Source organism: Streptomyces sp. NPDC048002 (assembly GCF_040653275.1).
GTDB lineage: Bacteria > Actinomycetota > Actinomycetes > Streptomycetales > Streptomycetaceae > Streptomyces.
Genome location: NZ_JBEZNL010000051.1, coordinates 20,753 through 45,947, shown reverse-complemented (window position 1 = coordinate 45,947; position 25,195 = coordinate 20,753). Strand labels below are relative to the sequence as shown.

At 70.2% G+C, this 25,195-nt stretch carries 17 protein-coding genes; 10 read left to right on the top strand and 7 right to left on the bottom strand.

Annotated elements, in window-relative coordinates; translation table 11 throughout:
• Positions 1 to 3: 3 nt before the first annotated feature.
• The 3 genes from AB0E07_RS36195 to AB0E07_RS36185 all read right to left on the bottom strand — a co-directional run bounded on the left by AB0E07_RS36195 (position 4) and on the right by AB0E07_RS36185 (position 2,555).
• A complete protein-coding gene (locus AB0E07_RS36195) occupies positions 4 to 1,533 on the bottom strand; it encodes a UDP-N-acetylglucosamine 1-carboxyvinyltransferase (protein ID WP_362261577.1) in 1,530 nt (509 codons plus the stop codon).
• A 73-nt stretch (positions 1,534 to 1,606) separates the two neighbouring features.
• Complete coding sequence (locus AB0E07_RS36190) at positions 1,607 to 1,807, bottom strand: DUF4236 domain-containing protein (protein ID WP_362261575.1); 201 nt, start codon at positions 1,805 to 1,807, stop codon at positions 1,607 to 1,609.
• 49 nt (positions 1,808 to 1,856) lie between these two features.
• Positions 1,857 to 2,555 (bottom strand): hypothetical protein, encoded by a 699-nt coding sequence (locus AB0E07_RS36185; RefSeq protein ID WP_362261573.1) that lies wholly within the window; start codon positions 2,553 to 2,555, stop codon positions 1,857 to 1,859.
• A 222-nt stretch (positions 2,556 to 2,777) separates the two neighbouring features.
• Here AB0E07_RS36185 and acnA point away from each other — a divergent pair, with 222 nt between their 5' ends.
• The 3 genes from acnA (at position 2,778) to AB0E07_RS36170 (ending at position 7,852) form a co-directional block, all read left to right on the top strand.
• Entirely contained in the window at positions 2,778 to 5,495 is a 2,718-nt protein-coding gene (gene acnA / locus AB0E07_RS36180; RefSeq protein ID WP_362261571.1) for an aconitate hydratase AcnA, read from the top strand.
• A gap of 150 nt (positions 5,496 to 5,645) precedes the next feature.
• The gene (locus AB0E07_RS36175; protein ID WP_362261569.1) at positions 5,646 to 6,371 is read left to right on the top strand and encodes a response regulator transcription factor; all 726 of its coding nucleotides are present in this window, start codon (positions 5,646 to 5,648) and stop codon (positions 6,369 to 6,371) included.
• Complete coding sequence (locus AB0E07_RS36170; RefSeq protein WP_362261567.1) at positions 6,368 to 7,852, top strand: ATP-binding protein; 1,485 nt, start codon at positions 6,368 to 6,370, stop codon at positions 7,850 to 7,852. The genes AB0E07_RS36175 and AB0E07_RS36170 overlap by 4 nt, the downstream gene beginning before the upstream one ends.
• Before the next feature lie 378 nt (positions 7,853 to 8,230).
• Here AB0E07_RS36170 and AB0E07_RS36165 read toward each other — a convergent pair whose 3' ends face one another.
• The 4 genes from AB0E07_RS36165 to AB0E07_RS36150 form a co-directional block, all read right to left on the bottom strand.
• Entirely contained in the window at positions 8,231 to 9,532 is a 1,302-nt protein-coding gene (locus AB0E07_RS36165) for a VWA-like domain-containing protein (protein ID WP_362261565.1), read from the bottom strand.
• 158 nt (positions 9,533 to 9,690) lie between these two features.
• Positions 9,691 to 10,974 carry a MoxR family ATPase gene (locus AB0E07_RS36160; RefSeq protein ID WP_362261563.1) on the bottom strand — a complete coding sequence of 428 codons (1,284 nt, stop codon included), beginning with the start codon at positions 10,972 to 10,974 and terminating at the stop codon, positions 9,691 to 9,693.
• Between the two features lie 59 nt (positions 10,975 to 11,033).
• Positions 11,034 to 12,503: a hypothetical protein gene (locus AB0E07_RS36155; protein ID WP_362261561.1), complete on the bottom strand. Its 1,470-nt coding sequence runs from the start codon at positions 12,501 to 12,503 to the stop codon at positions 11,034 to 11,036.
• Positions 12,504 to 12,688: 185 nt separating this feature from the next.
• Positions 12,689 to 16,477, bottom strand: a complete 3,789-nt coding sequence (locus AB0E07_RS36150) for a GH92 family glycosyl hydrolase (protein ID WP_362261559.1) — start codon at positions 16,475 to 16,477, stop codon at positions 12,689 to 12,691.
• A gap of 346 nt (positions 16,478 to 16,823) precedes the next feature.
• Here AB0E07_RS36150 and ngcE point away from each other — a divergent pair, with 346 nt between their 5' ends.
• The 7 genes from ngcE to AB0E07_RS36115 all read left to right on the top strand — a co-directional run bounded on the left by ngcE (position 16,824) and on the right by AB0E07_RS36115 (position 25,132).
• A complete protein-coding gene (ngcE, locus tag AB0E07_RS36145; RefSeq protein ID WP_362261557.1) occupies positions 16,824 to 18,284 on the top strand; it encodes an N-acetylglucosamine/diacetylchitobiose ABC transporter substrate-binding protein in 1,461 nt (486 codons plus the stop codon).
• A 78-nt stretch (positions 18,285 to 18,362) separates the two neighbouring features.
• Positions 18,363 to 19,292 (top strand): sugar ABC transporter permease, encoded by a 930-nt coding sequence (locus AB0E07_RS36140; protein ID WP_362261555.1) that lies wholly within the window; start codon positions 18,363 to 18,365, stop codon positions 19,290 to 19,292.
• Positions 19,293 to 19,307: 15 nt separating this feature from the next.
• The gene (locus AB0E07_RS36135; RefSeq protein ID WP_362261553.1) at positions 19,308 to 20,243 is read left to right on the top strand and encodes a carbohydrate ABC transporter permease; all 936 of its coding nucleotides are present in this window, start codon (positions 19,308 to 19,310) and stop codon (positions 20,241 to 20,243) included.
• Positions 20,244 to 20,426: 183 nt separating this feature from the next.
• Positions 20,427 to 21,626, top strand: coding sequence for an ROK family transcriptional regulator (locus tag AB0E07_RS36130; RefSeq protein ID WP_362261599.1), 1,200 nt, complete (start codon positions 20,427 to 20,429; stop codon positions 21,624 to 21,626).
• A 133-nt stretch (positions 21,627 to 21,759) separates the two neighbouring features.
• Positions 21,760 to 22,857, top strand: coding sequence for a substrate-binding domain-containing protein (locus AB0E07_RS36125; RefSeq protein ID WP_362261597.1), 1,098 nt, complete (start codon positions 21,760 to 21,762; stop codon positions 22,855 to 22,857).
• Positions 22,858 to 23,042: 185 nt separating this feature from the next.
• Positions 23,043 to 23,834, top strand: coding sequence for an ATP-binding cassette domain-containing protein (locus AB0E07_RS36120; protein WP_362261551.1), 792 nt, complete (start codon positions 23,043 to 23,045; stop codon positions 23,832 to 23,834).
• On the top strand, positions 23,831 to 25,132 hold the full coding sequence (locus tag AB0E07_RS36115; RefSeq protein ID WP_362261549.1) for a sugar ABC transporter permease: 1,302 nt from the start codon (positions 23,831 to 23,833) through the stop codon (positions 25,130 to 25,132). The genes AB0E07_RS36120 and AB0E07_RS36115 overlap by 4 nt, the downstream gene beginning before the upstream one ends.
• The last annotated feature ends 63 nt before the right edge of the window (positions 25,133 to 25,195 follow it).

Sequence of the window (25,195 nt, the reverse complement as noted above, 5' to 3'; positions counted from 1 at the left end):
GGCTCAGATGTCCCGGAAGATCTCGATCTGCGCGCCGATCGAGTTCAGGCGCTCGGCGAGGTCCTCGTAACCGCGGTTGATGACGTACACGTTGCGGAGCACCGACGTGCCCTCGGCCGCCATCATCGCCAGCAGGACGACCACCGCGGGGCGCAGGGCCGGCGGGCACATCATCTCCGCGGCGCGCCAGCGGGTGGGGCCCTCCACCAGGACCCGGTGCGGGTCGAGGAGCTGGAGGCGGCCGCCGAGGCGGTTGAGGTCGGTCAGGTAGATCGCGCGGTTGTCGTAGACCCAGTCGTGGATGAGGGTCTTGCCCGAGGCGACGGCCGCGATGGCCGCGAAGAACGGGACGTTGTCGATGTTCAGGCCCGGGAAGGGCATGGGGTGGATCTTGTCGATCGGCGCTTCGAGCTTGGAGGGGCGGACCGTGAGGTCCACCAGCCGGGTACGGCCGTTGTCCGCGAAGTACTCGGGGGTGCGGTCGTGGTCCAGGCCCATCTCCTCCAGGACCGCGAGCTCGATCTCCAGGAACTCGATGGGGACCCGGCGCACCGTCAGCTCCGACTCCGTGACCACGGCGGCGGCCAGCAGGCTCATCGCCTCGACCGGGTCCTCGGAGGGGGAGTAGTCGACGTCCACGTCGATGGTCGGCACACCGTGCACGGTCAGCGTCGTGGTGCCGATGCCCTCGACCCGGACGCCCAGGGCCTCCAGGAAGAAGCACAGGTCCTGGACCATGTAGTTGGAGGACGCGTTGCGGATCACGGTGACGCCGTCGTGCCGGGCGGCGGCCAGCAGCGCGTTCTCGGTGACGGTGTCCCCGCGCTCGGTCAGCACGATCGGCCGGTCGGGGGTGATCGCGCGGTCCACCTGGGCGTGGTAGAGGCCCTCGGTGGCTGCGATGTCCAGGCCGAACCGGCGCAGCGCGATCATGTGCGGCTCGATGGTGCGGGTGCCCAGGTCGCAGCCGCCCGCGTAGGGCAGCTTGAAGCTGTCCACGCGGTGCAGCAGCGGGCCGAGGAACATGATGATGGAGCGCGTGCGGACGGCGGCCTCGGCGTCGATGGCGTCGATGTCCAGCTCGGCCGGCGGCACCAGTTCCAGGTCGGTGCCGTCGTTGATCCAGCGGGTGCGCACACCGATCGACTGGAGGACCTCCAGCAGACGGTAGACCTCCTCGATGCGGGCGACCCGGCGCAGCACCGTGCGCCCCTTGTTGAGCAGGGAGGCGCACAGCAGTGCCACGCAGGCGTTCTTGCTCGTCTTCACGTCGATCGCGCCGGACAGCCGGCGGCCGCCCACCACCCGCAGATGCATCGGACCGGCGTAGCCCAGCGAGACGATTTCGCTGTCCAGCGCTTCACCGATACGGGCGATCATCTCAAGGCTGATGTTCTGGTTGCCGCGCTCGATCCGGTTGACGGCGCTCTGGGAGGTGCCGAGCGCCTCGGCCAGCTGCGCCTGTGTCCAGCCACGGTGTTGCCGGGCGTCACGGATGAGCCTGCCGATGCGTACGAGGTAGTCGTCTGCCATGGGGTTGAGGCTATCTCAGATATGAGATGGCGCCTCTTGAGGGGTCCGTTCGGGTGATGGCCGTGACGGCCCGTCAGCGCCGCTTGGCGGTACGGGTACGACGCCACCCGAAAGGTCCGGGCAAATCGACCGATGTCGTACGACGTCCTGTGCTGCTGTGGGTGTGCTTCGGTCCGTGCTTGCCGCCGCCGGTCGTGATGGACCACGAGCGCTTGTTGATGTTCAGCCGGACGCCGGGAAGGATGCGGAAGCTCTTGCGGAAAGTGAGGGGCACGGCTCTCTCCTGTCGCAGGTCGGGCGCCCGTGGCGCCGATGCTTCCCGCTTACCCCGACCTCGCGAACTGATGGCAGAACTCGACGGGTTGGTCGAAGGCGGCCGTCGGGACCGGGTCCCCGGTGACGACGTAGGAGTGCCGCGACACCTCGCCGTCGGCCGTCCGCAGCTCCAGCGCCCCCGGTTCGGGGCAGCGCCAGGTCAGCCGGGTGACGTGTTCCCCGAGGACGGTGGCCAGCTTGCTCCACCCCTCGCCGTTGGCGCGCAGCTCGAACTCCGAGGACTCCATCACGCCGTAGTCCAGCGGGATGCTGCTCCAGTGGCCGATGAGCGCCTCGTCCAGTCCGGCCCTGAGGTCGGCGGCGTCCTGTTCGGCGGCGGCGAGCCGGGTGGCCAGCTCGGGTCCGCCGAGGTCCACCACGCGCGTGCCGTGCAGCAGCACCCCCAGCTCGCGCAGTTCGACGCCCACGTAGGGGATGCCGTCCCGTGCCACGGGGTGGACGTGGACGCTCCGGACGTCGAGCCGTGCCGGGAAGTCGCCGAGGTGCGCGCAGACCGCATGGCGGAGCGCGGCGAAGAGTTCGGGCAGGTGGCCGGCGGTCCAGGCGGCGCGCTCCAGGTCGGCCTCGCCGAGCAGGGGTGAGCGCAGGGGGGCGCGCCCGGGGCTCAGGGTCGTCCACGTGTTCGTCGGCAGCGGTACCCATCGGGTCCAGCCCCTGGCATGCCGGTGGAAATCGCCTCGCTTCATGGTTGATGAAGCACATCACAGGGAGGCTGGGCATGACCATCCCGGCCCCATGTACTAGGGTTATCTCGACATCGAGATATCTGCCGAGGCGTACCGCAGCCGCACGTGATCAATGGTCCGACAGTTAGGGTTACCTAACTTAGCCTTACCTTAGCGGATCGGCCAAGTCGTCGTGGCGGCAGGATTGCGGTGGGAACGCGCACATCAAAGAAGGAGACTGTCGTGTCGGCGAACAGCTTCGACGCCCGCAGCACGCTGCAGGTGGGCGACGAGTCGTACGAGATCTTCCGGCTGGACAAGGTGGAAGGCTCGGCCCGCCTTCCGTACAGCCTCAAGGTCCTGCTGGAGAACCTGCTCCGCACGGAGGACGGCGCGAACATCACCGCCGACCACATCCGCGCCCTCGGCGGCTGGGACTCGCAGGCCCAGCCCTCGCAGGAGATCCAGTTCACGCCCGCCCGCGTGATCATGCAGGACTTCACCGGCGTCCCGTGTGTCGTGGACCTCGCCACCATGCGCGAGGCCGTCAAGGCGCTCGGCGGCGACCCGGCGAAGGTCAACCCGCTCTCCCCGGCCGAGATGGTCATCGACCACTCCGTCATCGCCGACAAGTTCGGCACCCACGACGCGTTCGCCCAGAACGTCGAGCTGGAGTACGGCCGCAACAAGGAGCGCTACCAGTTCCTGCGCTGGGGCCAGACCGCGTTCGACGACTTCAAGGTCGTCCCGCCGGGCACCGGCATCGTCCACCAGGTCAACATCGAGCACCTGGCGCGCACGGTCATGGTCCGAGGCGGCCAGGCGTACCCCGACACCCTCGTCGGCACCGACTCGCACACCACCATGGTCAACGGCCTCGGTGTGCTCGGCTGGGGCGTCGGCGGCATCGAGGCCGAGGCCGCGATGCTGGGCCAGCCGGTCTCCATGCTCATCCCGCGCGTCGTCGGCTTCAAGCTGACCGGTGAGCTGACCCCCGGCACCACCGCCACCGACCTGGTGCTCACCATCACCGAGATGCTGCGCAAGCACGGCGTCGTCGGCAAGTTCGTCGAGTTCTACGGCGAGGGTGTGGCGGCCACGAGCCTCGCCAACCGCGCCACCATCGGCAACATGTCGCCGGAGTTCGGCTCCACCGCCGCGGTCTTCCCGATCGACGACGAGACCCTGAACTACCTCAAGCTCACCGGCCGCTCCGAGCAGCAGGTCGCGCTCGTCGAGGCGTACGCCAAGGAGCAGGGCCTCTGGCTGGACCCGAAGGCCGAGCCGGACTTCTCCGAGAAGCTGGAGCTGGACCTCTCCACGGTCGTCCCCTCCATCGCCGGCCCCAAGCGCCCGCAGGACCGCATCGTCCTCGCGAACGCCGCCCAGCAGTTCGCCTCCGACGTGCTCAACTACGTCGACACCGTCGACGAGTCCGGCAAGGAGTCCTTCCCGGCCTCCGACGCCCCGGCCGTCTCCCCGAACGGCACCCCGTCCAACCCGGTCACCGTCACCGCCCCCGACGGCTCGACGTACGAGATCGACCACGGTGCGGTGACGGTCGCGGCCATCACCTCCTGCACCAACACCTCGAACCCCTACGTCATGGTCGCCGCCGCGCTCGTGGCGAAGAAGGCCGTGGAGAAGGGCCTGACCCGCAAGCCGTGGGTCAAGACCACCCTCGCCCCGGGCTCGAAGGTCGTCACCGACTACTTCGACAAGGCGGGCCTGACCCCGTACCTCGACAAGGTCGGCTTCAACCTCGTCGGCTACGGCTGCACCACCTGCATCGGCAACTCCGGCCCGCTGCCGGAGGAGGTCTCCAAGGCCGTCAACGACCACGACCTCGCGGTCACCTCGGTCCTCTCCGGCAACCGGAACTTCGAGGGCCGGATCAACCCCGACGTCAAGATGAACTACCTGGCCTCCCCGCCGCTGGTCGTCGCGTACGCCCTCGCGGGTTCCATGAAGGTGGACATCACCCAGGACGCGCTCGGCACCGACACCGAGGGCAACCCGGTCTTCCTGAAGGACATCTGGCCCTCCGAGGCCGAGGTCAACGACGTCGTCGCCAACGCCATCGGCGAGGACATGTTCTCCAAGTCCTACCAGGACGTCTTCGCGGGCGACGCCCAGTGGCAGGCCCTGTCGATCCCCACCGGCAACACCTTCGAGTGGGACCCGGAGTCGACCTACGTCCGCAAGCCCCCGTACTTCGAGGGCATGCAGATGGAGCCGTCGCCGGTCACCGACATCAGCGGCGCGCGCGTCCTGGCCAAGCTGGGCGACTCGGTCACCACCGACCACATCTCCCCGGCCGGCGCGATCAAGGCCGACACCCCGGCCGGCAAGTACCTCACCGAGCACGGTGTGGAGCGTCGTGACTTCAACTCCTACGGCTCGCGCCGGGGCAACCACGAGGTCATGATCCGCGGCACCTTCGCCAACATCCGCCTGCGCAACCAGATCGCGCCGGGCACCGAGGGCGGCTACACCCGCGACTTCACCGCCGAGGGCGCGCCGGTGTCGTTCATCTACGACGCCTCGCAGAACTACCAGGCCGCCGGCATCCCGCTGGTCATCCTGGGCGGCAAGGAGTACGGCTCCGGCTCGTCCCGCGACTGGGCCGCCAAGGGCACCGCGCTCCTCGGCGTCAAGGCCGTCATCACCGAGTCGTACGAGCGCATCCACCGCTCGAACCTCATCGGTATGGGCGTCCTGCCGCTGCAGTTCCCGGCCGGCCAGAACGCCGACTCGCTGGGCCTGACCGGCGAGGAGACCTTCTCCATCGCGGGCGTCACCGAGCTGAACGAGGGCACCACCCCGAGCACGGTCAAGGTCACCACCGACACGGGCGTCGAGTTCGACGCGGTCGTCCGCATCGACACCCCCGGTGAGGCCGACTACTACCGCAACGGCGGCATCATGCAGTACGTGCTGCGCAACCTGATCCGCGGCTAGTCACCGGCGCCCCACGGCACCCGGGCCGCATCCCCCTCCGCGAGGACGGGGATGCGGCCCGCCCGTTTTCCCGGGCCGTCCGGCGCCGCCCATCACCTCTCCTCAGGTGGAACACAGCAGTCCCTCAGCCGGCCGGGACAGCATCAGGACATGTCTGGAACCCGGGGGTCGCGCACGGGGCGGGTCCGCGTGCTCGTCGTGGACGACGAGCCCGGCCTGTGCGAAGTGCTGTCCGTGGCCGTCACCGAGGCGGGCTGGCAGCCCTATCCCGCGCTCGACGGGCAGAGCGCGCTCCGCCTCGCCCGCGGCTGCGCCCCGCACGCCGTCGTCCTGGACGGCATGCTGCCCGACCTGGACGGCCTCCATGTCCTGCGCAGACTCCGCGCCGAACAGCCCGACCTTCCCGTGCTGATGCTCACCGCCCGCGACGCGCTCGAACACCGCCTCGACGGCCTGGAGGCGGGCGCCGACGACTACGTCACCAAGCCCTTCTCCCTGGAGGAGGTCGTCCTGCGGCTGCGCGGACTGCTCCGCCGCGCCGGGGGCGAGCACGCCCGCAGCGAGGACTCCGTACGGGTCCTCGGCGACCTGGTGATGAGCCGGGAGACCCGCGAGGTGCACCGCGCGGGCCGGCCCGTCCGGCTCACCGCCAAGGAGTTCGAACTCCTCGGCCTGTTCCTGGACCACCCCCGCCAGGTGCTCAGCAAGGCCCAGATCCTGGACCGCGTCTGGAGCGGCTCCTTCGACGGCGGCGGCAACCTGGTGGAGGTCTACGTCTCCAGCCTGCGCCGGAAGATCGACAAGGGCCGCGCCCCGATGCTCCACACCGTGCGCGGCCTCGGCTACCTCATCCGGGCGGGGGCGGACGGCAGATGACCCGGTGCCCGCGCACCCGCTCCATCCGGGCCCGGCTGGTGCTGTTCATCAGCGCCACCCTCGTCGTGGTGTGCGCCGCGATGGCCCTCACCACCGCCCTGGTCCAGCGCGACGCGCTCCTCGGCCACCTCGACGACCGGGTCGGCGACGCCGCCGAACGCAGCCTCGGCGGCGCAGGGCTCCTCCCCGACGACATCGACGGCCTCGGTTTCCTGTACGAGAACGGCCAGCCCGCCGGACTGCTCGCCGCCCGCCTCGACGAGGACGGCACCGTCCTGTCCGCCGCCGTCGTCCACCAGGACGCGGCCCCCGTGGAACTGACCGCCGCCCAGCGCGCCGCACTCGCGGGCATCGCGACGGACGGCTCCCGGCACACCCGCACCGTCCCCGGCCTCGGCACCTACCGGGTCGCCGCGCTCGACGACGACGGGGTGCGGGTGCTCACGGGTCTGCCCATGGACGACGTCCAGGGCATGATCAGCGGCATGGTGGTCGCCGAGGCGGCCGTGGCCGCCGCCGGACTGGCGGTCGCGGGCGCCGCCTGCGCGGTGGTGATACGCCGTCAGCTGCGGCCGCTCGGCCGGGTCGCCGCCACGGCCGTCGAGGTCTCCCGCGCCCCGCTGAACCGCGGTGACGTCACCGCGCTCACCCGGGTCCCGGAGCGTGACACCGACCCCGGCAGCGAGGCCGGCCAGGTGGGCGCCGCGCTCAACCGGATGATCGAGCACGTCGAGTCCTCGCTGGTCGAGCGCCGCCGCACCGAGGAGCGGATGCGCCGCTTCCTCGCCGACGCCAGCCATGAACTGCGTACCCCGCTCGCCTCCATCGCGGGGTACGCGGAGCTGATGAACCGCGGTACCGACCGGATCGAACCGGTCCTGGCCTGGCGGCGGGTCTCCGCCGAGTCGGCCCGGATGACGGGCCTGGTCGAGGACCTCCTGCTGCTGGCCCGCCTCGACGAGGGGCGCCCGCTGGAGTCCGCCGAGGTGGACGTGGCGGCGCTGGTCGCGGAGGCGGTGTGGGACGCACGGGCCGCGGGCGGCGGCCACGACTGGCGGCTGGAGCTGAACGTCGACGCCCCGGCCCTGGTCCAGGGCGACGAGGCCAGGCTCCACCAGGTGGTGGCCAACCTCCTGGCCAACGCCCGCGTGCACACGCCGGCCGGTACGCGGGTCGTGGCCGCCGTGGAGACGAGGGGCGCCGCCTGCGTCGTGCGCGTCACGGACGACGGTCCGGGCATCCCGCCCACCCTGCTGCCCACGGTCTTCGAACGCTTCACCCGGGGCGACGCCTCACGGGCCCGTACCCCCGGCCTTGACGGCGGTTCGGGGCTCGGCCTCGCCATCGTCGCGGCGATCACCACGGCCCACGGCGGCCGGATCGACGTACGCAGCACGCCCGGCAGCACGGAGTTCACGGTGTGCCTGCCCCGCGCCGACGCGGTCCCGGCGGACGCGACGCGGGCGGGCCTGCACGCCTGAACGTTTACAACTCCACCCCGATGGCGCTACGTTCCGGAGCAGGCGGGCTGGGAGCGCTCCCACCCGGCGGACCGGAACCCGCCCGGCACCGCTCCCACCCCGCCCCCCCAGGACGGCGGCCGGCTCCGCCCGCCAGGGGCGCGGGGAACCGCGCGCTCAGCCCCCACGGCCCCGCACCCGACATGATCGACCAGCCCGACAGGGGCGCGGGGAACTGCGCGCCAAGCCCCCACCGTCCCGCGGCCGACGACGGAACGGACGCCGAGGACGGGCGGCCGGCTCCGCCGGCCAGGGGCGCGGGGAACTGCGCGCTCAGCCCCCACCCACCCGCACCCAACGGTCAACGCACACCCAGCACCCGCCGCACCCCCCGCCCGTTCAGCCGATCTCGACCACTCGGGCCCAGGCCGGCGGCGCGTCCGGCACGTACTCGGGGTCCTCCTCGTCCACCGCCCCGGCCGGCCGGGGAAACAGCCCCACAACCGTCCGGCAGGACGGCCGCACCGACGGCCAGGGCGTCTGCCCGTCCGTGAAGGCGACGACCACGTCCGGCCGAGGCCGCACCCCCAGCGCCCGCGCGAACCCGGAACGCAGATCCGTACCCCCGCCCCCGATCAGTTCGAGGTTCTCGGCCCGGCACAGCGGCACCGCGACTCCCGCCGCCGCGTCACAGGAGATCACCGAGACCAGGTCGCGCCGTCCGCCCACCGTTCGCACGATCGCCGCCACCTCCAGCAGCGCGCTGCCCAGTTCGGAGTCGCTCACCGACCCCGAGGTGTCGATCACCACGCAGACCCGGGGCGGATTGCGCCGCAGGCTCGGCAGCACCACCCCGGGCAGCGCCGCCGACCGCCGGGACGCCCGCCGGTAGGTGTAGTCCTCGCCCACCCCCGGCGCGCCCACCGCCGACCGCACCGCCGCCCCCAGCAACTGCCGCCACGGCTGCGGCGGATGGAACGCCTCCTCCGCCCACCGCTGCCAGCCCTCGGGCGTCTCACCGTGCCGCCCCTTGATCCCCTCGGCGACCCGGAAACGCACCGCGTCCCGCTGCTGCCGGGTCAGTCCGTGCGACCCGCCCGGTCCCAGTTCCCACGGCCGGAGCTCCCCGTCGGCCCCGCTGCCGCAGTCCAGCCAGGCCAGCTCCGCGGCCAGCCCGTCCAGGGACGCCCGGCGCAGGTACTCCTCCATCAGCAGCCCGTCGGGCAGCCGCAGCAGGGACGGCAGCACCGCCCCGGTGGGCCGGGGCAGACCCTCCCCGTAGATGTCGTCGTTGATCTCGAAGTCGGCGGCGATGTTCCGCCGCAGCCGGCCCAGCCCGCGCAGCCGCTCCGCACGGGCACCATCCCCAGTGCCCCCAGTGCCCCCAGTGCCCCCAGTGCCCCCAGTGCCCCCAGTGCCCCCAGTGCCCCCGGTGCCGTCCTCCTCGTGGGCGCGCGCGTAGCGCTCGCCCCGCCCGTGGTGGTCGCGGAGCAGATGGGAGACCTCGTGCACCCAGACGCCCGCGAGTTCCTCCACCGGGGTGCGGGCCACGAAGCCGGGGGAGACGTAACAGCGCCAGTGCGCGTCGACGGCCATCGTCGGCACGGCCCGGTCCTCGACCACGTGCAGCGCGAACAGCGCGTCCGCGAGATAGGGACGGACCTTGACCGCGTGCAGCCGGGCGGCCAGCAACTTCTCCATGTCCAGCCGCAGTCCGGCAGGGTTGTCAGCACCGGACGCACCGGACGCACCGGACGCACCGGACGCACCGGACACACCCGACGGCGCCGCCGGCACCGTCACCCGCACCGGCCGCGGCGGCGGAGGCGGCGCCATCGGATACGGCCGCGGAACCCCGCTCATCGGCCCACCCCGCTCACCCGGCCCACCTGGTCCACCCGGCCGCCCGGCCGCGAAGCGGCCCTCCGCACCGACCGGTCCGCCCGCTCCGAGAGCCCGACGACCGAGGCCAGCCGCTCCACCGCGTCCGGCACCTCCCAGTCGTCGCGCCGCAGCGAGGCGAGGGCCGTGGCCGGGGCGACCAGGAGATCCGGCGCGCCCGTCTCCAGGGCCCGCACCAGCACGGCCCAGCCGGCCTCCCAGCGCGCCCGTTCCGGCCGTGCCCCCACCGCGGCCACCACCGCCTCCAGCGCGGCCTGTCGCAGATCGCCGCGCTGCGGCAGCTCGGCCGAGGCCGGATCGGCCAGCAGCGACTCCGGGTCCGGCAGGTCCATCCGGTCGAGGTGCGCGAGGAGTTCGAGCCCGGGGCCGTCCCCCACGGCGCCCCGCACCAGCAGGGCCAGCACCTCGCGGGAGACACCGGCCGCGGTGCCGAAGGCCAGCAGGGTCAGCGCGGTCTCCCAACTGCGCGGCGAGGGCCAGGCGCCGCCCCGCCGGGCCTCGGTGCTCGGCAGCCGGTGGATCAGGGTCGGCCGGGCCCGGAGGAAACCGCAGACCGCGCGCCGGGCGAACGCCACCGCCTCCGGCAGCAGTTCCGGTTCCAGCCGGGGCAGTTCGGCCCGGGGCCAGACCCCGCCGAGACCGCGCACCACCACGTCCTTGTCGTGCACCCAGTACAGATGCACGAACCGGTTGGCCAGCGGCGGGCTCAGTTCCCACCCGTCCGCCGCCGACGCGCGGGGGTTGGCGGCGGCCACGATCCGTACCCCCGGCGGGAGTTGCAGCGCACCGACCCGGCGCTCCAGCACCACCCGGAGCAGCGCCGCCTGCACGGCCGGGGTGGCGGTGGACAGTTCGTCGAGGAAGAGCAGCCCCTTCCCGGCGCGGACGAGTTCCACGGCCCACTGCGGCGGCGCCATCGGCACACCCCGGTTGGCCGGGTCGTCGCCCACGATCGGCAGCCCGGAGAAGTCGGTCGGCTCGTGGACGCTGGCGATCACGGTGGTCAGCGGCAGGTCCAGGGAGGCGGCGAGCTGGGTGAGCGCGGCCGTCTTGCCGATGCCGGGCTCGCCCCAGAGCAGGACGGGCAGGTCGGCGGCGACGGCCAGGGTGAGGGCGTCGAGCTGTTCGTCGGGGCGGGGCTCGGTGGTGGTGGTCCTGAGGAGCGTCAGCAGGTCGTCGGCGACGGAGAGCCGAGGGGGCGTCGGAAACGGGTCGACGGGCATGAGGGTGCTGGAAGTCATGGGCATCACCTGGGGGTTCGAGGGGACGGGAAGCCGTCCGAGGGAGAGGTGGAAGAAGTTCAGCGGGCCTGGCCGGTGCGCGGCCGGGCCCGGTTGCCCCGCTTGCTCAGCAGCGGGTAGGGCGTACGTCGGCCGGGGCGGGGCCGGCGGGGCGCGTCGGCGGACCTGACGGCCGCGTGGTGGTCGGCGATCAGCGCCGAGCGGTAGAGGCCGTGGTCGACACGGCGGGCGGCGGCCGACTCCAGTGCGTCCCGGAGCGGACCCTCGCGCAGGACGGCACCGGGACCGAGCAGCCCCTCGACCACGGCGAGCGCCCCGGTGACATCCCCGTGGGTCAGCCGCTCCCGTACCGCGGGCAGCGCCTCCGGGCTGCGGTGGGCCGCGTCGATCGCCCGCAGACAGGGCAGCGGCGGCCCGCCGAGCGCCACCAGCAGTTCCTCGCGCCGCAGTTGGGCCGGATCATGGTCGACCGCCACGAGCACCCCGTCCCGCAGCGCGATCCGGTGCGTCGCTCCCCGGCACTCCACCCGATGCGGGTCCCCGCTCCCGCCGAACAGCTCGTCGGGACCGGGCACTTCCGCCAGGTCCGGGGCGGCGGCGAGCCCCGCACCCGTCACCAGCGCCCGAGCCACGAGCGGGTGCAGACGGGACGGTTCGAGGAGGCCGGCGCGCACCAGTTCCAGGTCCGGCAGGACCCGGGCCGCCGCCTCCGGCAGGACCGGCAGTGCCGACACCTCCTGCGGCGGCGGTGGGCGGCGCACCGGGCGGCAGACCGGGGCATGGCTGTCGTCGGGAGCGAGGAGTTCGAGCACGGTGGGCCCGCCCGTGCCGAGGCGGACGGTGAAGGCCTCGCGGGAACGTCCCTCCGCGCGCAGCAGCAGCTCCGCCTCGGCGGCCCAACGGTCCACCGCCCAACCGGAGTCGAGGCCGACATGATCGAGGCCGACGTGATCGAGGCCGGCACGATCGAGGCCGGTCCGAACCCCTCGCGCACCGGAGCGCGGGGCGAGTTCGGCGCTGAGCGCCGCGTCCCACAGGTGCCGGTGCAGATCGAGCCGGAAGCGCCGGTCCGGACGGGGGTGCGGATGGTGTCCGGCGGGGTACCGCCCGGACTCCTCCCACAGGGCCAGCGACATGCGCTGCCCGGCGTCCGCCCGGGCCGGCGGTGTCCGCACCACCAGGTGCAGCGGAGTCCCGCCGGGGTGCCGGTAGCGGGCCAGGGAGAGCGTGAGGCCGGGCCGGAGCCGCCCGTCGGGGGCGATCCTCGGCATGTGCCAGCGCAGCAGATCAGGGGCCAACAGGCGCAGATCCGCGCGGAGTCGGGCGGCGGTCTCGGTGCCGTGGCGGTCGCGCACGGCGCGCGGATCGAGATCCACGTCGATCCGGGCGGCGGCGCAGGCCCCGGCCCAGTCCCCGGCGGCACGCCGGGCGGCCGCGGTCTCGATCATGGACGGGGGCACGGCGTACTCGCGTACACGGCGCCACATCAGCAGGCGGGGTGGAATCACGTTCGCGAAGTGAGCTGCCATCAGCACTCACCTGGTGCGAACGAGTCCCCCAATCGGTGCGAGGAGAAGGTCGTCATCGGCGGCATCATAGGCACGCCGATCACGGCCTGTCAGCTCCCTTTCTCTCCGGGCCACCGCACCAACGACCGGGACCGCCGCACGAAAGGGGGCGGCGCCGCACGCGACACCGCCCCCCGCGCCGTGGATCACTCGGCGAGGAGTTCGACCTCCGCGAGGGTCGCCTCACCGTCGAACACCAGGCGGTACTTGCCGTACGTCCCCGGTGTCCGCACCGAGAACGCCCTGGTCTGCCGGTCCCAGGCGAAGGACTCGCCCGTGCGCCGGTCCAGCGTCGTCCACCGGGTGCCGTCCGAGGACCCCTGGAGGCTCCATCCGGCCGGTGCCTTCGTACGGTCCGCCGAGGTCAGCGTGTACTGCACGCCCTTGGCGGCTTCCGCCGTCGGCAGGTCCACACCGGTCACCGCCGCGTTCGTCACCGAGGTGTTGTCGAACAGCGCGCCCTCACCCTTCAGGACGTCCGCCCGGGGTGTCGGCACCCGGTCGTCGGTGGTGATGGAGACGGGCGCCGCGTTCTTGCCGGTGCCCCAGGACGAGGGCTTGGGACCCATGTCGAACTCCAGGACCGCGCCCTTCGCGAGCAGCTTGTGCGGCAGCGAAGTCGACTTCCAGGAGCGGCCGTTGACCTTCAGGCCCTGGACGTACACATTGCGCGCGCTGTTCTTCGGCGCCTTGACGACCAGTTCCTCGCCGTTCTCCAGGTGGACGGTCGCCTTCGTGAACAGCGGGGAGCCGACGGCGTATTCGCCGCTGCCCATCACCAGCGGGTAGAAGCCGAGCGCGGAGAAGAGGAACCAGGCCGACTGCTCGCCGTTGTCCTCGTCGCCGTGGTAGCCCTGGCCGATCTCGCTGCCGGTGTACAGGCGGGACAGCACCTCGCGGACGTTCCGCTGCGCCTTCCAGGGCTCCCCGGCCGCGTCGTACATGTAGATCGCGTGGTGGGCGACCTGGTTGGAGTGCCCGTACATGCCCATCCGGACGTCCCGGGCCTCGGTCATCTCGTGGATGACTCCGCCGTAGGAGCCGACGAAGTCGGGCGAGGCGGTCTCCGGCGTGGAGAAGTACTCGTCGAGCTTGTCGGCGAGCCCGGAGCGGCCGCCGTAGAGGTTGGCGAGGCCGCGCGAGTCCTGCGGCGCGGTGAAGGCGTACCCCCAGCCGTTGGTCTCCGTGTAGTCGTGGCCCCACACCCGCGGGTCGTACTTCGAGGACTCAACCCGCCAGTCGCCCTTGGCGCTGCGGCCCTGGAAGAAGCCCGCCTCGGAGTCGAAGAGGTTGACGTAGTCCTGCGCGCGGTTGAGGAAGTACTCGGACTCCTCCTTGTACCGCTTCTCGCCGGTCTTGCGGTACAGCTCCTGGCCCATCCGCGCGATGCCGTAGTCGTTGAGGTAGCCCTCCAGCGCCCACGACAGGCCCTCGTGGGTGTCGGTACTGGTGTAGCCGAGGAACGGCGAGGTCGCCATGCCCTTGCGGCCCACGCCGGAGGAGGGCGGCACGACGGTGGCGTTCTTCACGGCCGCGTCGTACGCCGACTTCGCGTCGAAGCCGACGCCCTTGACGTACGCGTCCGCGAAGGCCACGTCGGAGGAGGTGCCGGTCATCAGGTCGGCGTACCCGGGGGAGGACCAGCGCGAGGTCCAGCCGCCGTCCTTGTACTGCTGGACGAACCCGTCGACCATCTGGCCCGCCTGAGAGGGCGTCAGCAGCGAGTAGGCCGGCCAGGTGGTCCGATAGGTGTCCCAGAAACCGTTGTTGACGTACACCTTGCCGTCCACGATCTTCGCCCCGGTGTGCGTCGGGGTGTCGGGGTTCGGCATCGGCGAGAACGGCGAGGCGTACTGGTACTTCGAACCGACCTTCTCGAAGGCGGAGTTGGGGTACAGGTACAGCCGGTACAGGCTGGAGTACAGCGTGGTCAGCTGGTCCGGCGTCGCGCCCTCGACCTCGACCTTGCCGAGGATGCGGTCCCACTGGCGCTGGGCGCGCTGCTTGACGGAGTCGAAGGAGGTGCCGTCCGGGACCTCCTGGCGCAGGTTGGCCTTGGCCTGGTCGACGCTGATCAGCGAGGTCGCCAGCCGCAGGGTGACCGTGCGGTCGTCCCCGGCGTCGAACCGCAGGTACCCCTTGACGCCGCCGGAGTCGCCCTCGGTCACCGGCTTGTCGAACTCGCCGTACACGAAGAGCCGGGTGGCGCCCGTCGACAGGCCCGACTTCACGTCGGAGTAGCCGGTGAAGGTGCCGGTCTCCTGGTCGAGGGTCAGCCCGGCCTGGTCGGTGACGTTGTCGAACAGGACGCTCGTGTCGTCGCCGGGGTAGGTGAAGCGCAGCACCGCCGCGTGGTCGGTCGGCGTCATCTCGGCCTTCAGGCCGTTCTCGAACCGCACGCCGTAGTAGTACGGCCGCGCGGTCTCGTTCTCGTGCCGGAAGGCCAGCTCGCGGGCGTCGCGCCCGGTCTCCGGGGTGCCCGCGGCGGCGGACGGCATCACCTGGAAGGTCTGCCGGTCGCCCATCCAGGGGCTCGGCTCATGGCTCGCGCTGAACGCCTGGATCGTCGGCAGATTGTCCGCGTTGTTCCCGCGCGCGTAGTCGTAGAGCCAGCTCAGCGAGCCCGCGTTGGTCACCGGCGTCCAGAAGTTGAAGCCGTGCGGCACGGCCGTCGCCGGGAAGTTGTTGCCGCGGGAGAAGCCGCCGCTGGAGTTGGTGCCCCGGGTCGTGACCGCGTAGTCCGACAGGTGGGCCTTGGGCCGCTCCCTGGGCGCGGTCCGCAGCGCCACGTCGTCCAGCCAGCCCCGGAACTTCGCCGGGCCCTTGGGGGAGTCGTAGGCCACCAGGATCCGGTCCACGGTCCGGCCCGCCGCGACCGAGCCGATGCGGGAGGTGACGCTGTTCCACTGGTTGACGTAGAGGATCCTGGCGTCGCCCTGCCCCCGCGGGGTGAGCGCGAACCCGTGCTGGTCGGTGGCCCTGAGGTCGCTCAGGTACGTGCCGTCGGTGAAGGCCAGGTCGACGGAGACGTTGGTGGCGTCGTAGTCCAGATCGCCGTCGGCCATCGAGGGGAAGATCTTGTACGACAGCTCGGTGTCCCGGCCGACCGCCACATCGACGTCGAAGACCTTGTTGTACGAGTACGCCCGCCCGTCCGCGGTGTGCCGGCCCGCGTAGCGCAGCGCCCGCTTGCCGGTGAACCCGGCGCCCGCCTTCGCCGTCGGCGAGCCGCTCGGGCCGCGGTCGACCAGCGAGAGCATGTCCTGGGGCACCGGGTCCTCGCCGCCCCCGGTGGAGATCTGCACATCGGCGAGCTGGAGTATCCCGGAGGCGCCGTTGTTCGCGGTGACCTCCAGCCGGAAGTGCCGGTACTCGCCCGGCTCGGCGATGTCGAAGGTCCGGGTCTGGAACCGCTCGGCGAAGGTCTCCCCGGAGCGGGAGTCCAGGGTCGTCCAGTCGGTGCCGTTCGTGGAGCCCTTCAGGGTCCAGTCCTTGGGGTCGCGCCCGGCGACGTCGTTGGCCGAGGTCAGCGCGTACTTCGCGACCCGCACCGGCTCGTCCAGGTCGAACTCGGCCCAGCCGGTGGACTCGAAGACCAGCCACTTGCTGCTCGGCTCCCCGTCGACGAGGTTCTCCTTCACCTCGCCGCCGCCGGAGTTCTCGCCGTTGGCCCGGACGTCCGTGACATGGTCGGTCACATTGCCCGGAATGCCCGAGCTGTAGCCGCCGTCGACGCCCGCCGACCTCGGGGCGCCGTCCGGTCCCGTGTCGACCGTGTTCAGCCAGTCCGGGGCGGGGTCGCCGCTCTCGAAGGAGGAGGCGAACTCCCGGTCCGCCGAGGGGGCCTCGGGCAGGGCCACCGCGACGCCCTGTGAACCCACCGCCAAGGCGAAGGCGGTCGTCCACACGACCGCCGTGCCACGTCTCTGCCGCATCGGCAAGCACTCTCCCTGCGCTCTGGACAACGTTGTCAGCTTCGGTGCGCAAGGATTAGTAGTGGCTCAAGTCGACTGTGGTGTCAAGGGTGTTGACTGTGGCATTCGGGGGTGATGGCGGGGATATTTCCACCGGGGAGGGCGCAGCCCGCTCATATTTCCGAGAGGTCTCAACTCGGAAAAGACCGTCGGCCAACCTTGCATTCGATCTTGCTCCGTCGGCCGGAAGTGGACTATACCTGTCGGCGATTCACGGTACTTCCCGTACGACCCTGCTTGACCTGACCGCGGTGCCGGCGAGGATCCGGTTCACCGCCTGAGTCCTGGAGAAGGCGAGGACTTGAGCATGGGATCCACTTCCGGTCCGAACAGCACTTCCGGTCCGAACAGCACGGACGGCACCAACCGCCGTGATCTGATCAAGCGGTCCGCCGCACTCGGTCTGATCTCGGTGCCCACGATGAGCTTCCTGTCCGCCTGCGCGAGCGGCGGCGGGGACGACAACTCCGGTGACGACACCGCGGGCAAGACCTCCAAGTCGAACCCCTTCGGCGTGAAGAAGGGCAGCAAGCTCGACGTCGTCGTCTTCAAGGGCGGCTACGGCGACGACTACGCCAAGGCGTGGGAGGCGTCCTTCCAGGAGAAGTGGGGGGTCACCTCCACCCACACCGGCACCCAGGAGATCACCGGCAAGCTCCAGCCGCGCTTCAACGCCGGCAACCCGCCGGACATCGTGGACGACTCGGGCGCCCAGCAGATCCCGATCGACGTGCTGCACAAGAACGGCCAGCTCCTCGACCTCGCCGAGGTCCTGGACTCGCCCTCGATCGACGACCCGGGCAAGAAGGTCCGCGACACCCTCATCCCGGGCACCCTGGACGCGGGCATGCAGGGCGGCAAGGTCGTCGCGCTGAACTACATCTACACGGTGTGGGGCCTGTGGTACTCCGGCAAGCTCTTCGAGGAGAAGGGCTGGGAGGTGCCCCAGACCTGGGACGACTTCCTCGCCATCTGCAAGGACGCCAAGTCCCAGGGCATCGGCGGCCTGGCCCACCAGGGCAAGTACCCGTACTACATCAACGTCGCCATCATGGACCTGATCGCCAAGACCGGCGGTCTGGACGCGATGAAGGCGATCGACAACCTCGAACCCAACGCGTTCGTCGGCTCCGAGGCCGCCACGGCCGCCATCGAGGCCATCTACGAGGTCGTCGAGAAGGGCTACTTGATGCCCGGTACGAACGGTCTGACCCACACCGAGTCGCAGACCCGGTGGAACCAGTACAAGTCGGTCTTCATCACCAGCGGCTCCTGGCTGGAGAACGAGCAGCTGAAGCAGACCCCGGAGGACTTCGACATGAAGTTCCTGCCGATGCCGCTGCTGCCCGACAGCAAGCTGCCCTTCGAGGCGATCCGGGCCGGCTCCGGCGAGCCCTTCATCATCCCGGCCAAGGCGAAGAACCTGCCCGCGGCCCAGGAGTTCATGCGGATGATGCTCTCCAAGGAGTGGTCGACCACGTTCGCCAAGGAGGCGAACTCGCTCACCATCCTGGCCGACGGCGTCGACCCCAGCGTCCAGCTGCGGCCCGGCACCCAGTCGACCGTCGAGGCGTCCAAGGCGGCCGGTGACAACACCTTCCGGTTCCTGTACACCGAGTGGTACAGCGAGATGGGCACGGCCATCGAGAACGCGTCCAACGAGCTGATGGCCAAGCGCATCCAGCCCAAGGAGTGGCTGAAGCGGGCCCAGGCCGCGGTGGACAAGCAGGCCAAGGACCCGGAGTCCGCGAAGAACCGCCGGGACTGACATCTCGCGCACGACCGACCGCGTTCCGGGCCGGAGGACCACCGGCCCGGAACGGGACCTCAGGGGCAGGAAACGCCTATGCGTAAAGGGCAGCACCGGTTCGTCGCGGGATTTCTGTTCGTTCCCGTGGCGCTCTATCTGATCTTCGTGATCTGGCCTTACATCCAGACGTTCGGCTATTCGCTGACCGACTGGGGCGGTCAGTCGCAGACGTTCAACTTCGTCGGCCTGGACAACTACACCGCGTTGTTCAAGGACGACGTCTTCATGGGGGCGATCTGGCACAACATCCTGTTCCTGATCTTCATCCCCGCGATCACCATTCTGCTCGCGCTGTTCTTCGCCTTCATGCTCAACGCGGGCGGACGCGGACGGGCCGGCGGAGTGGCCGGAGTCTCCGGCTCCGGCTTCTACAAGATCGTCTATTTCTTCCCGCAGGTCCTGTCGCTGGCGATTCTCGCCGTGCTGTTCGGAGCGGTGTACCGCAGCGACGGCGGCGGCATGCTCAACGGCTTCCTCATCAAGCTCGGCCTGGTCGACGCGGACACCCCGGTGGAGTGGCTCAACGAGCCGAACTTCGTGCTGTGGGCGCTGATCGCCGTGGTCGTCTGGCACGGGGTCGGCTTCTACCTGGTGCTGTTCTCCGCCGCCATGCAGTCCATCCCGCGCGACATCTACGAGGCCGCGCTGATCGACGGCGCCGGACGGGCGCACACCTTCTTCCGCATCACCCTGCCGCTGCTGTGGGACTCCGTGCAGACCGCGTGGGTCTACCTCGGCATCGCCGCGATGGACATGTTCATCCTGGTCACGACGATGACCTCGGGCGACTACGGCGGCGGCCCCGATCACCACAGCGAGGTCATGGCGACGGTGATGATGCGCAACTTCCTGCTGTACGGAAAGAGCGGCTACGCCTGCGCCATGGGCGTGGTCATGCTGCTCCTCACCCTGATCGTGTCCGTGGTCACGCTGCGCGCCACCCGCCGCGAGCGCATCGAGTTCTGAGCGGGAGAAACGACGATGAGCGCACCTCTCAAGGAGGGCACCGCCCCCGGCGGTTCCGCCCCCACCCCGCCCGCGGTCCGCAAGGCACCGGCCCGACCGGCCGACGAACGCGGCGAGGGTGTCGTACTGAACGTCTTCTCGCACGGCTTCCTGGCCCTGTGGGCGCTGCTGATCGTGCTGCCACTGGTGTGGCTGGTGCTCAGCTCCTTCAAGTCCGACGTGCAGATCGGCTCCTCGGCCTTCGGCTGGCCGGAGAACTGGTCCCTGGACGTCTTCTCCCGGGCCTGGGACAAGGGCATCGGGGACTACTTCCTCAACACCGTCATCGTGCTGGTCTTCTCGGTGCCGCTGACGATGCTGTTCGGCGCCATGGCGGCGTACGTGCTGGCCCGGTACCAGTTCTGGGGCAACCGGTTCCTGTACTACTTCTTCGTCGCCGGGGCGATGTTCCCGGTGTTCCTGGCGCTGGTCCCGCTGTTCTTCATGGTCAAACGGCTGGACATGCTCAACACCTACCAGGGCCTGATCCTGGTCTACGTCGCCTACTCGATGCCGTTCACGGTCTTCTTCATGCACGCCTTCTTCCGGACCCTGCCGACGGCGGTGTTCGAGGCGGCGATCCTGGACGGCGCCTCGCACACCCGGGCGTTCTTCCAGGTGATGCTGCCGATGGCGAAGCCGGGACTGCTCAGTGTCGGCATCTTCAACACCCTCGGCCAGTGGAACCAGTTCATCCTGCCGACGGTGCTGATGCAGCCGCAGAGCGGTGACGATCCGGAACGGTACGTCCTGACCCAGGGGCTCATCCAGCTCCAGCAGCAGCAGGGGTACGCATCCGACCTTCCGGTCCTTTTCGCCGGCGTCACCATCGCCATGATCCCCATGTTGGTCGTGTACCTGTCGTTCCAGCGTCAGGTTCAGGCGGGCCTTACCTCCGCCACCTTGAAGTAACCCTCGGCATTCGCCCGTGCGCACGCCGTTCCCGTCCCAGGGAGCGGCGTGCGTCGGTGTGTGCTGGACCCCGGATACTGTTCAACCTCTTGACGGGAGGCAACCCGAACGGCTCAGCTTAGAGTTCACTAGTTGGACATAGACGGGGCCTCGCTGAAGCGGTCCCGCGCGCAGGAGGTCGTCGTGGAGACTCCGGGGTCGCAGTCGTCGCTGCACCGAGCCAACCTGGAGCGGGTCGTGCGTGCCGTGAGGCTGGCGGGCTCGCTCACCCAGGCGGAGATCGCCAGGACGACGGGCCTGTCGGCGGCGACGGTCTCCAATATCGTCCGGGAACTGAAGGACGGCGGGACCGTCGAGGTCACGCCCACTTCCGCGGGCGGACGCCGGGCCCGCAGCGTCAGTCTGAGCGGCGACGCCGGCATCGTCATCGGCGTCGATTTCGGGCACACCCATCTACGCGTCGCGGTCGGCAACCTCGCCCATCAGGTGCTGGCGGAGGAGTCCGAGCCGCTGGACGTGGACGCCTCCGCCGCGCAGGGCTTCGACCGGGCGGAAGAGCTGGTCAACCGCCTGATCGCGGCGACCGGCGTGGACCGTACGAAGATCGCCGGCATCGGCCTCGGAGTGCCCGGCCCGATCGACGTGGAGTCCGGCAGCCTGGGCTCCACCGCCATCCTGCCGGGCTGGACCGGCACCAAGCCCGCCGAGGAGCTGCGGGGGCGGCTCGGCGTGCCGGTGCACGTGGACAACGACGCCAACCTGGGCGCCCTGGGCGAGCTGGTCTGGGGGAGCGGCCGAGGGGTCCGGGACCTGGCGTACATCAAGGTCGCGAGCGGTGTCGGCGCGGGCCTGGTGATCAGCGGGAAGATCTACCGAGGGCCCGGCGGCACAGCAGGCGAAATCGGACATATTACACTTGATGAATCCGGCCCGGTCTGCCGTTGCGGGAACCGCGGCTGCCTGGAGACCTTCACGGCCGCCCGCTACGTGCTGCCGCTCCTCCAGTCCAGTCACGGTACGGACCTCACCATGGAAGGCGTTGTGCGGCTGGCCAGGGACGGAGATCCGGGCTGCCGTCGGGTGATCGCCGACGTGGGCCGACACATCGGCAGTGGAGTGGCCAATCTTTGCAATCTCCTGAATCCGAGCCGGGTGGTCCTGGGCGGTGATCTCGCCGAGGCCGGCGAGCTGGTTCTCGGGCCCATCAGGGAGTCCGTGAGCCGGTACGCGATCCCCAGCGCGGCACGTCAACTCTCCGTTCTCCCAGGGGCCCTTGGAGGCCGTGCGGAAGTGCTCGGAGCGCTCGCCCTCGCACTGAGCGAGATGGGCGATTCGACCCTTTTGGACGGCACTCTGCACGCTGCGGCGCCCGCCTTCACTTAGAGAACGGATGGCACCGTTGCCAACCCGTTAAGGATTTACTTCTTGACGTCGCACGCGTGGCCGAGTTGACTTCCAGCCACCTCGGCCGCAACGTCGCGGCCTCGTCAGGGAGGTTTCTAGAGTGAACACGCGTATGCGTCGTGCCGCCGTCGCCGTTGCCGCAGGTGCAATGGCCATCTCGCTCGCCGCTTGTGGCAGCGCCGATGAGGCGAACGACAGTGGTTCCAACGAGTCGAGCGCCGCGAAGGGCGACGACATCAAGGTCGGCCTCCTCCTTCCGGAGAACCAGACCGCGCGCTACGAGAAGTTCGACCGCCCGCTCATCGAGAAGAAGATCGGCGAGCTGACGAACGGCAAGGGCGAGGTCGTCTACGCCAACGCCAAGCAGGACGCCAGCCAGCAGAGCCAGCAGGTCGACTCGATGATCACCAACAAGGTGGACGTGATCATCCTGGACGCGGTCGACGCCGCGGCCATCAAGTCCTCCGTGCAGAAGGCCAAGGACGCGGGCATCCCGGTCGTCGCGTACGACCGCCTGGCGCAGGGCCCGATCGACGCCTACACCTCGTTCGACAACGAGACGGTCGGCAAGACCCAGGGTGAGGCGCTCCTGGAGGCCCTCGGCGACAAGGCCAAGGACGGCCAGATCGTCATGATGAACGGTTCCTCCACCGACCCGAACGCCGCCCAGTTCAAGGCGGGCGCGCACTCCGTCCTCGACGGCAAGGTGAACGTCGGCAAGGAGTACGACACCAAGGAGTGGAAGCCGGAGAACGCCAACGCCAACATGGAGGGCGCGATCTCGGCGATCGGCAAGGACAAGATCATCGGCGTCTACTCCGCCAATGACGGCATGGCCGGCGGTATCATCACCGCCCTCAAGGCCGCCGGCATCGACGTCCCGGTGACCGGTCAGGACGCCGAGCTCGCGGGTGTGCAGCGCATCGTCACCGGTGAGCAGTACATGAGCGTCTACAAGCCGTACGCCCCCGAGGCCGACGCCGCCGCCGAGATGGCCGTCGCGCTCGCCCAGGGCAAGTCGCTCGACTCCATCGCCGCCGACAGCGTGGACAGCCCCACCAACAAGGGCATCCCCTCGATCCTGGTCGACGTCACCTCGCTGACCCAGGACAACATCAAGGACACCGTCGTCAAGGACGGCGTCTACACCGTCGCGGAGATCTGCACCGCCAAGTACAAGGCGGCCTGCGAGAAGATCGGCCTCGAGTAAACAGCCGCAGGTCCCTGCCCAAGTAGGGGAATTCGTCCCTGGATTCCCCTACGGGACTTGATGCTCAAGGCTCCCTCCGGTGCCCCGCGCATTCGACAGCCCCGCAAGCTCGGCGCGGGGCGCCGGACGGAACAACCCCCCCTATTTTTCTGCACTACCTTCCGCCGGGTCAGGCGGCGAAGGAGTTGGTTCACGTGTCCGCTACGCCCGTGCTGGCGTTGCGCGGGGTCTCCAAGCGATTCGGTGCCGTCCAGGCGCTCACCGACGTAGAGCTTGAGGTCCACGCCGGTGAGGTTGTCGCCCTGGTCGGCGACAACGGCGCCGGAAAGTCCACGCTGGTGAAGACGATCGCCGGCGTGCACCCCATCGATGACGGCGTCATCGAGTGGGGCGGGAAGTCCGTAACGATCAACAGGCCGCACGACGCCCAGGCCCTGGGCATCGCGACGGTCTACCAGGACCTCGCGCTGTGCGACAACATCGATGTCGTCGGCAATCTCTACCTGGGCCGCGAGCTGCGCAAGCGCGGTGTCCTGGACGAGATCGAGATGGAGCGCCGCTCCCGCGAGCTGCTGGACACGCTGTCGATCCGCATCCCCAGCGTCCGCATCCCGATCGCCTCGCTCTCCGGCGGTCAGCGCCAGACGGTCGCCATCGCCCGCTCCATGCTGGGCGAGCCCAAGCTGGTCATCCTCGACGAGCCCACCGCGGCCCTCGGTGTCGAGCAGACCGCCCAGGTCCTCGACCTGGTCGAGCGGCTGCGCGAGCGCGGCCACGCCGTCATCCTCATCAGCCACAACATGGCCGATGTGAAGGCGGTGGCCGACAAGGTCGCCGTCCTGCGGCTCGGACGCAACAACGGCGTCTTCGAGGTCAAGTCGACCTCGCAGGAAGAGATCATCTCCGCCATCACCGGTGCCACGGACAACGCCGTGACCCGTCGTGCGGCGCGCACCAATGGGGAGGCTCAGAAGTGAGCATCGACAAGACCGCGGCGGATTCGGGGACCCCCGAAGACCACGTGGTGGAGAACCCCGAGGCGGCACGCGGCTCCGACGTCGCCGTCGACCCCCGGCTGCTGGTGCGCGAGCAGGGCCTCGCCGGGTACGTCAGCGAGTTCAAGCGCAAGCTCAAGGGCGGAGACCTGGGATCCGTCCCGGTCATCATCGGCCTGGCGGTCATCTGGATCATCTTCCAGAGCCTGAACTCCAACTTCCTCACCGCCGGCAACCTGTCCGACATCTCCGTCGCCATGGTCGGCACCGGCATGATCGCCGTCGGCATCGTGTTCGTGCTGCTGCTCGGCGAGATCGACCTGTCGGTCGGCTCCGTCTCCGGCGTCGCCGGCGCCACCTTCGCGGTGCTGAGCGTCACCCACGGCATGAACGAGTGGCTCGCCTTCGTGCTGGCCATCCTCACCGGCACCGCCGCCGGCGCCATCCACGGCTTCTTCTTCGCGAGGATCGGCGTCCCCGCCTTCGCCGTGACCCTGGCCGGTCTGCTGTTCTGGCAGGGCTTCATGCTCCAGATCCTCGGCAGCAACGGCACCATCAACCTCGACTCCGAGGGCCTGGTCGCCCAGCTCACCAGCTACTACTTCTCCGACGTGGCCGCGGCGTACGGTCTGGCGACCGTCGCGACCGCCGGGTACTTCCTCGCCGCGTACTTCGAGAACCGCCGCCGGGCGTCCGTCGGAGTGCCGTCCCGGCCGCTCACCGACATCATCGTGCGGACCGTGCTGCTCGGCGTCGTGTCGTTCGCCGTGGCGATGGTCTACAACTCCTACAAGGGCCTGCCGCTGGCCGTGGTGCTCTTCCTCGCGGTCCTCCTGCTCACGGACTTCGTGCTGCGCCGCACCGCGTACGGCCGCAAGGTCTTCGCGCTCGGCGGCAGCGTCGAGGCCTCCCGGCGCGCCGGCATCAACGTGGAGCTGGTCCGGATCTCGGTCTTCGCGATCGCCGGCACCTTCGCCGCGATCGGCGGCCTCTTCGTGGCCTCGAAGATCGCCTCCGCCAACCAGGGCGCGGGCACCGGTGAGTTCCTGATGAACGTCATCGCCGCGGCCGTGATCGGCGGAACCTCGCTCTTCGGTGGCCGGGGCCGCACCTGGAACGCCCTCCTGGGTGTCCTGGTGATCGTCTCCATCCAGTACGGCCTGGCCCTGGAGGGCATCGCCTCCCCGGTCCAGTACATGATCACCGGTGGTGTCCTGCTGACGACCGTCGTCATCGACGCGGTCACCCGCAAGACCCAGAAGACCGCCGGTCGCGCCTAGCGCACCCGCTGAACCTGTTGCCCGGTACCAATGGCGGTACCGGGCAACAGCCATGTCATAGGA

Excerpts from the sequence above, each read along its gene's own strand:
- AB0E07_RS36195 (WP_362261577.1), bottom strand. The coding sequence starts at position 1,533 with ATGGCAGACGACTACCTCGTACGCATCGGCAGGCTCATCCGTGACGCC.
- AB0E07_RS36185 (WP_362261573.1), bottom strand. The coding sequence starts at position 2,555 with ATGAAGCGAGGCGATTTCCACCGGCATGCCAGGGGCTGGACCCGATGG.
- AB0E07_RS36175 (WP_362261569.1), top strand. The coding sequence starts at position 5,646 with ATGTCTGGAACCCGGGGGTCGCGCACGGGGCGGGTCCGCGTGCTCGTC.
- AB0E07_RS36170 (WP_362261567.1), top strand. The coding sequence starts at position 6,368 with ATGACCCGGTGCCCGCGCACCCGCTCCATCCGGGCCCGGCTGGTGCTG.
- AB0E07_RS36165 (WP_362261565.1), bottom strand. The coding sequence starts at position 9,532 with ATGGAGAAGTTGCTGGCCGCCCGGCTGCACGCGGTCAAGGTCCGTCCC.
- AB0E07_RS36160 (WP_362261563.1), bottom strand. The coding sequence starts at position 10,974 with ATGACTTCCAGCACCCTCATGCCCGTCGACCCGTTTCCGACGCCCCCT.
- AB0E07_RS36155 (WP_362261561.1), bottom strand. The coding sequence starts at position 12,503 with ATGGCAGCTCACTTCGCGAACGTGATTCCACCCCGCCTGCTGATGTGG.
- AB0E07_RS36150 (WP_362261559.1), bottom strand. The coding sequence starts at position 16,477 with ATGCGGCAGAGACGTGGCACGGCGGTCGTGTGGACGACCGCCTTCGCC.
- ngcE (WP_362261557.1), top strand. The coding sequence starts at position 16,824 with ATGGGATCCACTTCCGGTCCGAACAGCACTTCCGGTCCGAACAGCACG.
- AB0E07_RS36140 (WP_362261555.1), top strand. The coding sequence starts at position 18,363 with ATGCGTAAAGGGCAGCACCGGTTCGTCGCGGGATTTCTGTTCGTTCCC.
- AB0E07_RS36135 (WP_362261553.1), top strand. The coding sequence starts at position 19,308 with ATGAGCGCACCTCTCAAGGAGGGCACCGCCCCCGGCGGTTCCGCCCCC.
- AB0E07_RS36125 (WP_362261597.1), top strand. The coding sequence starts at position 21,760 with ATGCGTCGTGCCGCCGTCGCCGTTGCCGCAGGTGCAATGGCCATCTCG.